The following is a 12,507-nucleotide window of genomic DNA, read 5'->3' on the forward strand; positions in this document are numbered from 1 at the left end:
TCCATGCAATGGCTTCAGGCACTGCGTCAGCATCTTCCCCAGCACAAGTATGCAATTGATGCCGCTGTGTTGGGCGATCACGCGCAATTGCCCTGGAGCAATTTAGGGTATTGGCAAGCCGGTCAGCAGGATTATGCGGCTGCCTGTCGTATGCTGGCCGATCACCTTGCGCAAACTGTAAATTTAAATTCAAAAGATAAATTGCTGGATTTGGGCTGCGGTCAGGGCGCCAGTTTGCTGTACTGGCAACAAGACTATCAGGTGCAATATCTGGCTGGTGTCGAGCTACAGGCTGCCTGCGTGGCGAATATTCAGCAATATTTACCAGAACTGAATGCCATTTATCAGGCGTCATTTTTGCGTTTAAAAGAATTGCCATTTTCCCAGCGTTTTGATGTGGTGCTATGCCTGGATGCAGCTTATCACAGTCCTGTGCCTGTATTCTTAGAGCAGGTCCGCAGTATTTTAAATTCAAATGCGCGGATTGGTTTTCATCATCTAGTTTTGTCCGAGCGCTGGGAAAATTTAAATGCCTTGCAACGGCGTAAATATCAGTTTTTATTGAAATCTGCCGATGTGAATTTAAAAGATTTAATGACAGTGGGGGCACTATATGCCTGTCTGGATCGCTTTGAATTTAAAAATATTCAGATTCAGGATCTGTCCGAGCCGGTATTTTCCGGCTTCGCTGATTACGTGCAAAAAACTTTGAATTCAAAAGCATCAAATGATCAGGTTCAAGGCTCAAAACTGGATCATTTTAAAATTCAGATGACAGCGAAACTATGCCGAAAATTATATCAGGAAGGGATCATGAGATATGTGCAAGTGACGGCACAATCGAAGCACTAGAAAGTGTAAGAAGACTCAGCTGAAAATACCAAAACCCAGAAACATCAAAGCCTCACTAAAAAGCGAGGCTAAGATATGGTGCCGGCACACGGATTCGAACTGTGGACCTACTGATTACAAGTCAGTTGCTCTACCAACTGAGCTATGCCGGCATGGTGGAGTGCATTTTACAGATTTTTTTTGGCCACGCAAGCCAAAAAATAACCGTTCAATCAGTTTCGGCAGGATTTGTTTATTTTGACCAGATGGATGAAAAGTTCTGTTTTTGACTATGTGCAAAGAAATGGCCCATATGTGAAGATATGGGCGAGGGTGAAAGCACAGGAATGGTTATGGATATGAGTCGGTTATACGGTTTATCTGTTTTTCAGGATGCGATCTAATTCTTGTGCACATTCCTCTAAAGTAAAGGCCATATCAAACTGCATTTGAGGTTTGAGTTCTTGAGCGAGGCTTCTCCACTGTTCGATGAGTCTCAAGGCTTTTTGAATTTTATGTTTATTGATGTCCTTGGCAATGGTTGGGGTATAACCGCCACGTTTTGCATTTTTAATCTGTTTGGCATAGTTTGCGCTGTTATTCATGTTCACTCTCCGAATAGCAGTGTATCTATTTTTAACTTCAAATTTGAATGGCTCGGTTTACTTGGTTATTTCTTTCTATCCTGTGGTTTTTATTCTCCTTTTAGTTAATTTATAAGCAACATAACATAGCTTTGATGACAATAAAATTAAGCTATTTCTGTGCCAGTTTTTTGTTTGAACACATAAATAAAAACCTGAAATGAATGGCGTACAGAAACTACACAATTCATCAGTTTTTTGGTTGATGAAAAATGAAGATTTTTAAAAATAGAATTGAGCGTAAGTGTTGTGTTGCAAAAGATTTTTATGAACGAGGACTGGTATTAATTCAATGCCTTTGCCTAAGGCGATAGATAATAATATTTTAAGATCTAAGCAGATAATTTTTTTTACTGATGGGATGATGGATAAAATTAAATATAAAAAAACCCGAATCATGTGATTCGGGTTTTTAAATTCTGGCGGTGAGAGAGGGATTCGAACCCTCGAAACGCTATAAACGTTTACACACTTTCCAGGCGTGCTCCTTCAGCCACTCGGACACCTCACCATAGGCCGAGGATAATAGCGAAAAAAACCAGCTGTGCCAAGCTGAAACAATTGATTTGCGGAAAAACTTTTAATGCGGTGCTATGATTCGCAAAAATGCTTGTTAAAAACGAAGACAATATATGCAAAGCACTGCACAAAAGGCGGCTCTCCCGGTGATTACACTGGCTGCGCTTGGGGTCGTTTTCGGAGATATTGGTACCAGTCCGCTCTATGCACTGCGCCAATGTTTCCTCACCGCACATCTTGCCATTAGCGAAGCTTCTGTACTCGGCATCCTGTCCCTGATTTTCTGGTGCATGATGCTTACCATCAGCTTTAAATACGTCATGGTGATCATGCGTGCCGATAACAACGGCGAAGGTGGGATCATGTCACTACTGGCATTAAACCTGCGTACCACACGAATCTCTGATCAAAAGAAAATATTCCTGATTGCTTTGGGCTTTGTTGGTGCCTCACTATTTTTCGGTGACGGGATTATTACCCCAGCAATCTCCGTGCTATCAGCCATTGAAGGCCTGAGTATTGCCACGCCCATTTTCAATCAGTGGTTGGTGCCTTTATCGATAGGGATTCTGGCCGGACTGTTTATGGTACAGCGACACGGCACAGCCACGATGGGCAAATTTTTTGGGCCTTTAACCATGCTCTGGTTTTTGTCCATTGGCGGTTTTGGTTTGTGGAGCATTATCCAGACCCCATTTGTACTCTGGATGGTGAATCCCTACTGGGCCTATCATTTTGTAGTTGACCAGCCTTATGTGGCTTTTCTGACCATGGGGGCGGTGATTCTGACCATGACTGGGGGTGAAGCGATTTATGCCGATATGGGGCATTTTGGCCGTCTGCCGATTCGTCTGGCCTGGTTCATTATTGTCTTGCCCTGTTTATTATTGAATTATGCCGGGCAAGGCGCCTTGTTACTGCGTAGTCCTGAAGCACTGGCGAATCCTTTCTATATGCTGCTGCCAGACTGGGCTTTGTTCCCGATGATTGGACTGGCGACTGCGGCGGCGGTGATTGCCTCACAGGCGGTCATTACTGGCGTATTTTCTATGGTCAATCAGGCCATTCAATTGCGTTATTTGCCGCGCCTGTCAGTCAAGCATACCTCTGCATTGGAGCGTGGTCAGATTTATCTGCCTTTCATTAACTGGATGCTGTTTATCTCGGTGCTGATCCTGATTTTACTGTTTGAAAATAGTGCCAATCTGGCCAGTGCTTATGGTGTTGCGGTGACCATGACCATGCTCTGCGGCACCATTCTGATCTCGATTCTGGCTTATGGATTCTGGCGTTGGCCGGTCTGGAAAGTAGCTTTATTTGCTGTGCCATTCCTGGCACTGGATTTAGTCTTTGTGGCTTCAACGTCCTTGAAAATTACTTCGGGTGGCTGGGTGCCAATTCTGATTGGTGCGGTACTATTTACGATTCTCATGACCTGGAAAGACGGGCGTGCGTTGGTGCTGAATCGTCTGGAACAGGATGCCTTGCCGATTGATCTGTTTATTAAAAGTATTTCGATGGGCGAAGGTACCAAATTTGTGCCAGGCGATGCCATTTTCCTGACAGGCACACCAAATATTGTTCCGCATGCCATGCTGCATAATATTAAACACAATAAGGTCTTGCATGAACGCAATATCATGCTGACGGTGATTACCCGGGATATTCCTTTTGTCGACAGACAGGAGCGGATTGAACTGGAAAAACTGAGTGAGCACTTTTACCGGGTGTTTATCTATTATGGTTTTAAGGATCAGCCGAATATTCCGGAAGCTTTACAACAGGCCTATGAGCAATGGAATTTTGAATATGACCTGATGCAGATCAGTTTCTTTATTTCACGTGAACGGATTATGCATACTGTGGGTGAGGGCATGGCACCGTGGCGGGAAAAGCTGTTTATTTCTATGCAGCGCAATACCAGTCCGGTCAGTGATTTCTATCAAATTCCACCCAACCGTGTGGTCGAGCTGGGCACCCAGATTCAGATGTAAATAAAATAAAAAGCATAAAAAAAACCAGAGGCACACTCTGGTTTTTTTATGAGAGAAACAATAAATAAATGAGTTTCAGATTATTGTTCGAGTTCTACCGCAGCCGGCACTTCAGGTGCAGCATTCAAAGGTTCTTCCATCAGTACTGGCTCTGCATCAGATTGAGCTGCAATTTCAGTTTGTTCATTGCTCACATCTGCTTCAGTCACAGCCGCTTGTTGCTGTGCTTCAGGCATCGGTTGTTCTGAAGCAATAGCTGCTTGCTGTTGCTCTTCAGACATTGCTGGTACAGCTGCTTGTTGTTCTTCCAGTGTTGGTTGTTGTTGAGGCGTCGTCATAGACGTGCTGGCTTCTACTTCTGATTCAGTGGCTGGTTCAACCAGATTGGCCGGCACCTCTGCTTCATTCATACCTGGTTCTGTGACAGGTGGTTGAGGAGAAACAGTACCTGAATTTGGTGCCTGAGTCATTGCTGGATCATTGGGCATTGGTGCCTGTGTGTTTGGCATGGCTGGTTGCGGTGCTGCTGCACGCGGATCGACCAGACGAATCTGACCAGAGTTCACCAAGCTTTCTAAAGAGGCTTCCTGACCATTCACCTTGGTACTAATTTTAGCTTTAGACAAGCTTTCAAGTGTTTCACCTGGTTGAACCGGTGGCTCAGCAAATGCAGCTACGCTGATCACACTTGTGAATAATCCTAAACCTAATGCTTTAGAGAGTTTGGAATTCATGATTGACACCATTGCTAATAATTGTACGAATTGAGATAGGCCGTTAGCTTTACACACTCAATCTACTGAGCCAAACAAAGCTACGCAAACACCGAGAAACCTCATTTAAAAAGAAATAAAATTAGACAGTTTGTTACAACTGCCCGGGATTTTGGATACTTATTGTTTATTTAGTAAACGAATGGTAGAGCCAAGATATACTTCACTTATACAGCTTGTTAAGCTCGGTCAAAATCTGTATTGATCTAAAAAGTACGTGTAAGAATGGCCAAGAAGCAGCGTAAACCCAAGAACTCTTTTTTTCAGTTTTTAAATGATAATAGTATTAAAGTCATTCTGGGCGTGGTGGCTTCGAGCAGCTTCGCCATCGCTTTTGGTCAGGAAAAAATCAGTCAGTGGGTGTCACTATCCTCTTCCAGTGATTCTGCCTGTCTGAACCAGTTTTATCGTGATGTACCGCCATATTTGATGAAAGACAGCCTGAAAAAAGACAGCTATTCGCTGTGTTTTAATGGCTTTAATGTCGGTTATTCCGGGGTATCTAAAACGCCACTTTGGGTTGCAGAAGCCTTAACGCCAGCACGCTTAAGCCAGAAAATTCCCCGTGAAGATAATTTTCATGAAGAAGATCGGGTCAGTGCGAAGCATCGTGCCACATTGGCGGATTATCGTGGTTCAGGTTATGACCGCGGTCATATGGCGCCGAATGCGGATATGCCTAACAAGGCTGCGCAGTCTGACAGTTTTTCATTGGCCAATATGGTGCCGCAAGCGCCCAAGAATAATCAGCAAGTCTGGCGTGAGCTGGAAGAAGCCACTCGTGCCATTGTGACCAAGCAGAAACAGGATGTTTATGTGGTAACCGGGCCGGTCTTTGCCGGGAAGAAGCTGAAAACCATTGGCAATGGCGTGATTGTGCCAACCGCGGTCTATAAGGCGGTTTATATGCCGAAAACCGGTGCTATTGGTGCTTACTATGCACCGAATGACAATTCACTGAAAGTGCGTATTGTCAGTGTCTGCTATCTGGAAGAACAGCTTGGAATTAACCTGTTCCCGCAGCTTACCGAAGAACAGAAACGCAATACCTATAAGCTGCCACTGACTGGAAATGCCGTAAAAGCCAACCAGAAAATTGAATACTCTAATTGGGATGCAGAAAGCCAGTGTGCCGAAGAGGTTTCTGAAGAAAACCTGCAGGCATTACAACGCGAGTTTAAGTCTTCTGGTTCAGGCAGCTCGACCTCCTCAGCGACTGGTGGCGCGATAGACAACGCGACACAAGATGCCATCGTAAAACAGCTGATTGATGCCTTGTTGCAATATATTTTGCAGCTGTTGAAATAAGCTTGCTGAAAAAACCAGGATTCGGGTAGCATCGACATCAGACGTTCATGGAAAAATAACAAAGACAGGTGAAGAGGATATGTTTAAAGCATTTGAAAATGGCAGTGAATCCCATGCCATTCATGATCTGACTTTGGAAAATGATCTAGACTGCGTCAGCCTGTATGGCAACTTGCAAATCACCAAGGATCAGCAGGGACTGAAAGTGGCCAAAGCCTTGCAGGCTTTTCTGAATGATGTGGTACAACAACTAGAAAACACGCCGGACTTGCCAGAAAAAATTCAGCGTGATGATCTGGATGAAATTGAAAATCCATTTTTATAAGCATTTTTAAGCGCGATGATCTGCATGCTCCATGTGAAACATGCAGAAAAATGGTATTTAGAAATCCTGACTTTTTAGAAGGCTTTTATTGAAAAGCTTAATTTCTCTGCTCCCGTAATATCTCCAAACACCAGCCAGAATGTGCCGAGCAATTCGCCAAGATATTTATCAATTTTTTAAGTCCTTATTTTTATATTTATCATCAGGTGATAGGGGACAGGGATTAAAATCGTCAACCCTGCTTGAAGCCCGTATATCAAACGAACATGCTGGTAGTTTAAGCAGCTGGCATATTCTGTTGGCGCCACTGCTGCGGTGTCAGCTGGGTCCATTGCTTAAAGGCACGCTGAAACGCACTTTGTTCGGAATAACCGAGTAACATGGCGGTTTCCTGCAAACTCAAGTGCGGATCTTTCAGATATTGCATAGCCAGCATGCAGCGAATCTCCTGCATACATTGCTGATAAGTTTTGCCCTGTTTTTGTAAATGGCGTTGTAACTGACGCACGGAAAAATTCATCTGCTCGGCAATATGTTTGATCTGGAACAGGTTTTTTTGCAGGCCAATTAGAATCGCCTGTTGCAGCTGCTGATCTACCAGAGTGGAGTACGGGAATTTTTCTAATAATGCTTTGGCCTGTTGCATCAGCAGTTTTTGCAAGGTCTGGTCGCCCTGTTTCAGTGGTCTGGACAGTTCACTGACATGCATCAATACCTGATTTCTGGCTTGAGAAAAGCGGACTTTACATCCGAAATACTGCTCATAGAGTGCAATATTTTTAGGTATTGCATGCTGGAAATGCACTTCATATAACTGAACACCGTGCGGGTTCTTAACATTGGCTTTTACGAATTCCGTCATTAGCGCAATCGCGATTTCATCGGTCAATTGGGTATTTAGATGAAACGGAACTTCAACCCAGCCAATCGACACATAATCACCTTCCCACTGCAGCTGAAGTGGGCCGCCATCATAAATCAGACGATGATAATCATGATAGCGCATAAAGGCTTCACCCAAGGTCTCACTTGAGAGCGCCAGATAGCCAATAATACCGAGGTGTTTAGCTTCAACCAGTTGGGCGATTTCCAGACCTAAAGCCGGTCGTTGCAGCTGTTGATCAAGTGTTGTTAACAGATCACGCCACAAGGCGAAATCAAAGCGTTCCAGATTTTGAATGGCCAATAATTTCTCAGGGACTTCAAGCTGTTTCAACTGATAATAGTCCAAAAGTAAATGTCCTAAACCACCGTATACTGAACCTACGTAGTTTTTTAGAACCAGCATTTTTAATTCTTTTATTTTGTCGTATTTTGTCAATCATATTGAATATTTTGGTCAATATCTAGTTTTTTATTTAGCCTATATTAAAAATAGACCAAGAGGTAAAAGATCATGTGGAAAGGTTTTCTGGCAGGACTTGTCGTCGCAAATGGATTTGAATGGTTTGCGCATAAATATGTATTGCATGGTGTTCATCGTCCGGGAAAAAGCCGTTATAGTCCGGTACCCGAGAGTATGCGCTCACACTGGGAGCATCACCGGATTGTGCGAAAAACGGAATTTTCCGATTTCGGCTATGTAGAAGGACTGGACAACTGGCGTACCCGCAATGAAATTGCATCACTGGCAGTGGTCGCGACCGTTTTTGGACTCAGTTTTTATCCATTCTCCAAAGGCATGTCACTGGCTGCCTTATATAGTACAGGCAACTATTATTATTTACATCGCCGGGCTCATCTGGAACCGGAATGGGCCAAAAAGAAATTGCCCTGGCATTATGATCATCATATGAATAGTAATCAGGATGCCAACTGGTGCGTCACCAAGCCCTGGTTTGACTATCTGCTGGGAACCCGGGTGATTTCCTCGGCAGATTTGCAGGAACAGAATCCTTTAGGTCTGAGCTTGCCCGCACCGATCTCGAAAAAACTGAACCGTTGGGCAGAGCAATATTTTCCGGTTAAATCGGCCGATGCTTCCTCTAAAATGAGGAAAAATACTGCAAAAAATACGGTAATGAAGCAGTTAAATACGCAGGTTATGGAGTAAAGCAGGGCTTTGTCGTGATTTGTCAATAAAATACGATTGTATTGTCAATATTGTCCTGTGAATTTCACTTATATTTGCTCCTGTCGGTGAGCAGAGCCTCATACTGATAATGTTTCTGGGTGTAATGAGTTATTTTGAATACCAAGTGCTGTAGTCTTATCTTGGTTTTATAAGGAGTCGAAAGACCATTGCTGTCCCACAATTTTTCACAAGAGGAAGCTCATTTGAGCTTCCTCTTGTTTTATGGGTATTTTATCGGGTGAAAATAAAGCTTTTAAAGTTCTTCTTTCAAACAAATTCACTTGAATTATTCTGAGTAAGCGTTGAACTGTCCAACCTGTTTTTCCTAAATGTTGAGCGAAACTCACCAATAAATAGGCGATCATCGCAATCCAGATTTGTGTCTGAATTGCGTTCCTGCTGCGGCCTAGAAACGCTTTTAATTTGAGATTCTGCTTAATCGCCTTAAAGAACAGCTCAACTTTCCAACGATCTTTATAAATCGCCGCAATGGTGGAGGCGGCTAAATGAAAGTTATTGCTGAGAAAGCTAAAGTGCTTGCCACTTTGCTGATCTCTATATTCAATTCTTCTTAACACTGGGGCTTTTCTTTTTAGGGCATGTGCGCTATTCAGCTGAATGGTTTCATCTTTTAGAATACCTTTGGATTCAAGCACTGGATGTTGCTGGATCACCTGATACACAGATTTAGGCCTAAAACGTGTGACAAATCCAATGTTTTGAGCAGTCAGATTTGCATACCATTGGTAATCGACATAGCCTTTATCAAAAACTACAATGCTGCCAGCAGGAAACTGGAATTTACGGCCTTGTACCATGTCATTTTCTTTGCCATTTTCAACTGCAACAAACTCAGGAATATCATTGCTGTGATTCAATCCTATGCTGAGTTTCATGCTGGCTTTTGAGTTGTGAACTTTGGCCCATTCACATAAGGAAAGCGACAGGTCAATATGACTGGCATCCAAGGAATACAAGGGATTCTTAAAGCGAAATTTATGAGCTACTTTTGAGTGTTCATAGTATTTAAGCAACTTGTAAAATAGCTGTTGATACAAGGCAGCAGGCTGCTGCTCATTGATTCGTGCCAGCGTGCTTCGGGGAATAGACTTTGCTCCGAGATGACTTAGCTTTTCCTGTTGGCACTCCAAATTGGATTGAATATCTCTCAGACTTTGCCTACAAGAGAATTGAGACATCAATATGGCAATAAACTGATCCCACCGGGAAGCCGCTCTAAATTTCTGTCCAACATGGTGTACTTTAGCAAGTTGTTCAAAATCCTGTCGCACAACAGGTTTAATTAGCTCATGAAATACGGTATTCTGATGTGACAAAACCTGAATCCTAGTCGTTAAAGTGTTTGTTTGCACTCATATTTTAACTGTTAGGACTCAGGTTTTTTTATTTAAAGCAAACTATGGGACAGCAGTGGTCGAAAGACTCCTTTTTTTTGTCCCGTATTTGCTGTGTTATTTTATTTAAGGCATAAAAAAAGAGTGTTTATAAAAACACTCTTTAATTAAATCATCATCTAAAACGGCTTAGAGGCGCATTTCAATGCCTTGGGCTGCCATATAGGCTTTCGCTTCCGGAATGGTGTGCTGGCCAAAATGGAAAATTGAAGCTGCCAGTACTGCATCAGCACCACCATGGATAATGCCGTCCGCCAAATGCTGTAAATTACCCACACCACCAGAAGCAATCGTCGGTACCGTGACGCGGTCATTGATGGCACGCATCAGGGCAATGTCGTAACCGGCTTTGGTGCCATCGGCATCCATCGAAGTAATCAGTAATTCACCTGCGCCGAAGTCAGCCATTTTCACAGCCCATTCAATCGCATCAATCCCGGTTTCTTTACGGCCACCGTGGGTGAAAATTTCCCATTTGTGGTCGCCAGTTTTTTTGGCATCAATTGCAACAACGATACACTGTGCGCCAAAGCGTTGAGACGCTTCCTGCACAAACTCGGGATTATAAATCGCAGCCGAGTTGATGCTGACTTTGTCTGCACCGGCATTGAGTAATAGACGGATATCTTCGACTTTACGTACACCGCCACCGACAGTCAGGGGTACAAAAACCGATTCGGCCATGCGTTCTACTGTACGATAAGTGGTATCGCGTCCATGATGTGTAGCGGTAATATCAAGGAAAGTAATTTCATCGGCACCTTGTTCATTATAACGGCGCGCCACTTCGACCGGGTCACCCGCATCACGAATATCAAGGAACTGGACACCCTTGACCACGCGGCCGTTATCCACGTCCAGACAAGGAATAATACGTTTAGCTAGCATAAATTTTTCCAATTATTACAGCCGATTATGAAACTCACCCACGCAAGCGCTACACCTTGGCAGATGGAAACGGTATTCTAGCAAAATTATGTAAGTTTTTTCGCAGGTTTTCTATGTCGGTTTATACCACTTTGACTTTAAAGGAAGTTCAGGATTTTGCGGCGCCTTATGGTTTAAAGGTGATTGATCTGATTCCCATTCAAGGCGGTATTCAAAATACCAACTACTTTTTAGTCTGCGAAGACCAGCAATATGTGCTGACCGTATTTGAAGATATGGATGAACAGGCAGCAGGTGAGCTGGTTCCTGTTTTAGAACATCTGGGTCACGCCGGGTTGGCCGTTCCAGTGCCTTTATCCCATTCAGGCAAAGCCATTCACAGTATTAAAGATAAACCGGCACAGATTGCACCACGCCTGATGGGTGAACATCCGATGCCATCTACCGTCGCGCAGGTTGAAGCGATTGCAGTGGCTCAGGCGAAAATGCATGTGGCACTCAAAGACTTTAAATTAGAACGTAATTTTGTGCGTGATCATGCCTATTGGCTGGCCGTTTCTCAAGAGATTAAACCAAGTTTAAGTCCGGCAGATAAAGTCTTGCTCGGTAAATTATTAGGTTTATATGAGGCGTTGACGGCGGTATATCCGGATCGTCCACGTGGTTTCATTCATTCGGATCTGTTCCGGGATAATACCTTATTTGATGGCGATCAGCTGAATGGCATTCTGGATTTTTATGAGCTGAATAAAGATGAGTGGTTGTTTGATATCGCCATTACGTTAAATGACTTCTGTACCGAATATCCTGACGTAATCTTAAACGAAGAAAAAGCGATTGCCTTTTTAAATGCCTATGAAACGATTCGTTCTTTAACCAGTGATGAACGCGCTTGTCTGGAATTGTATCTGGCTATGGCAGCAGGACGGTTCTGGATGATGCGTCTGCAGGTGGCTCAGCGTAATGCAGCATTAGGCCGTACCGGCGAAGATATTTTGCAAAAAAATCCGGATGAAATGCGTAATATGCTGATTGAACGCTTAAAATTCGTCACCGCTTAAACAATCAAATCAACAGGGATAGGGAATATGCGCGATCAGGGACGCTTAGTGGAATGGTTTGATGACCAAGGCTATGGTTTTATCCAGCCCAGTGATCCGGCCAAAGATCGCGTATTTCTGCATATCAAGGACTTTGCCAAGCCTGGGCCACGTCCAATCGTGGGCTGTGCGCTGGATTATCTGGTCATTCTGGATGAACGCGGCCGTTATCGTGCGCAGCAGGTGATGTACCTGAAAGCAGTACAAGCCAAAAGTCTGCAAGCAAAATTCAAACCCTCCAAGCCACAGCAGACACAGAAATTACAGCCGATGCAGATTGCCTGTGTGGCCTATATTCTTTTACTGGTGGCTTTGACCTTGGGTGGTTTACTGAGTGGACTGGTGTTGTTGCTGGTCAGCCTGATGAATGCGCTCAGCTACTGGCTTTATGCCCAAGACAAAGAAGCAGCCCAGTTGGGCAACCGTCGTATTCCGGAAAATACTCTGCATCTGGTGGCTTTCTTGGGCGGCTGGCCAGCAGCATGGCTGGCACAGCAGAAATTACGGCATAAAACACAAAAACAACCTTTCCGGCAGATATATTTTTGTACCATAGTCTTTAACATCATTTTGATTATATGGCTAATTTCCCCATTGAATAGTTTAAATATCTAGGGGGAAGTACTAGGAGGGGAC

The 12,507-nt window shown here is 43.8% G+C and carries 12 protein-coding genes and 2 tRNA genes; 7 read left to right on the forward strand and 7 right to left on the reverse strand.

Translation table 11 applies throughout. From position 1 onward, the window contains the following. The first annotated feature begins 3 nt into the window (after positions 1-3). Complete coding sequence (locus F891_RS00795; protein ID WP_004647281.1) at positions 4-852, forward strand: SAM-dependent methyltransferase; 849 nt, start codon at positions 4-6, stop codon at positions 850-852. 76 nt (positions 853-928) lie between these two features. On the opposite strand, the gene F891_RS00800 is transcribed toward F891_RS00795, so the two are convergent. The 3 genes from F891_RS00800 to F891_RS00810 all read right to left on the reverse strand — a co-directional run bounded on the left by F891_RS00800 (position 929) and on the right by F891_RS00810 (position 1,986). Continuing rightward, positions 929-1,004, reverse strand: a tRNA-Thr gene (locus tag F891_RS00800). Between the two features lie 204 nt (positions 1,005-1,208). Then, positions 1,209-1,436, reverse strand: a complete 228-nt coding sequence (locus F891_RS00805) for a hypothetical protein (RefSeq protein ID WP_004647282.1) — start codon at positions 1,434-1,436, stop codon at positions 1,209-1,211. 459 nt (positions 1,437-1,895) lie between these two features. Next, positions 1,896-1,986, reverse strand: a tRNA-Ser gene (locus tag F891_RS00810). A gap of 121 nt (positions 1,987-2,107) precedes the next feature. Here F891_RS00810 and F891_RS00815 point away from each other — a divergent pair. Continuing rightward, entirely contained in the window at positions 2,108-3,988 is a 1,881-nt protein-coding gene (locus F891_RS00815; RefSeq protein WP_004278669.1) for a potassium transporter Kup, read from the forward strand. 80 nt (positions 3,989-4,068) lie between these two features. Here F891_RS00815 and F891_RS00820 read toward each other — a convergent pair whose 3' ends face one another. Beyond that, the gene (locus tag F891_RS00820; RefSeq protein ID WP_004278668.1) at positions 4,069-4,722 is read right to left on the reverse strand and encodes a hypothetical protein; all 654 of its coding nucleotides are present in this window, start codon (positions 4,720-4,722) and stop codon (positions 4,069-4,071) included. Positions 4,723-4,986: 264 nt separating this feature from the next. Here F891_RS00820 and F891_RS00825 point away from each other — a divergent pair, with 264 nt between their 5' ends. Next, positions 4,987-6,069 (forward strand): DNA/RNA non-specific endonuclease, encoded by a 1,083-nt coding sequence (locus F891_RS00825; protein WP_004278667.1) that lies wholly within the window; start codon positions 4,987-4,989, stop codon positions 6,067-6,069. A gap of 79 nt (positions 6,070-6,148) precedes the next feature. Continuing rightward, on the forward strand, positions 6,149-6,394 hold the full coding sequence (locus F891_RS00830; RefSeq protein WP_004278666.1) for a hypothetical protein: 246 nt from the start codon (positions 6,149-6,151) through the stop codon (positions 6,392-6,394). 277 nt (positions 6,395-6,671) lie between these two features. Here the strand turns inward: F891_RS00830 and F891_RS00835 are convergent, their stop codons facing one another. Then, positions 6,672-7,682: an AraC family transcriptional regulator gene (locus F891_RS00835; protein ID WP_004647283.1), complete on the reverse strand. Its 1,011-nt coding sequence runs from the start codon at positions 7,680-7,682 to the stop codon at positions 6,672-6,674. Positions 7,683-7,790: 108 nt separating this feature from the next. Between F891_RS00835 and F891_RS00840 the strand changes: the two genes are divergently transcribed. Further along, a complete protein-coding gene (locus F891_RS00840; protein ID WP_004278664.1) occupies positions 7,791-8,447 on the forward strand; it encodes a sterol desaturase family protein in 657 nt (218 codons plus the stop codon). A gap of 206 nt (positions 8,448-8,653) precedes the next feature. On the opposite strand, the gene F891_RS00845 is transcribed toward F891_RS00840, so the two are convergent. Both F891_RS00845 and hisF read right to left on the reverse strand, forming a co-directional pair. Beyond that, positions 8,654-9,805 (reverse strand): IS4-like element ISAbe18 family transposase, encoded by a 1,152-nt coding sequence (locus F891_RS00845; protein ID WP_005261588.1) that lies wholly within the window; start codon positions 9,803-9,805, stop codon positions 8,654-8,656. 207 nt (positions 9,806-10,012) lie between these two features. Next, positions 10,013-10,771 (reverse strand): imidazole glycerol phosphate synthase subunit HisF, encoded by a 759-nt coding sequence (hisF, locus tag F891_RS00850; RefSeq protein ID WP_004647284.1) that lies wholly within the window; start codon positions 10,769-10,771, stop codon positions 10,013-10,015. 113 nt (positions 10,772-10,884) lie between these two features. Here hisF and F891_RS00855 point away from each other — a divergent pair, with 113 nt between their 5' ends. Then, positions 10,885-11,832, forward strand: a complete 948-nt coding sequence (locus F891_RS00855) for a homoserine kinase (protein ID WP_004647285.1) — start codon at positions 10,885-10,887, stop codon at positions 11,830-11,832. 27 nt (positions 11,833-11,859) lie between these two features. Continuing rightward, a complete protein-coding gene (locus F891_RS00860) occupies positions 11,860-12,486 on the forward strand; it encodes a DUF1294 domain-containing protein (RefSeq protein WP_004278661.1) in 627 nt (208 codons plus the stop codon). The last annotated feature ends 21 nt before the right edge of the window (positions 12,487-12,507 follow it).

The organism is Acinetobacter sp. CIP 101966 (assembly GCF_000369725.1).
Taxonomy (GTDB): Bacteria; Pseudomonadota; Gammaproteobacteria; order Pseudomonadales; family Moraxellaceae; genus Acinetobacter; species Acinetobacter lwoffii_Q.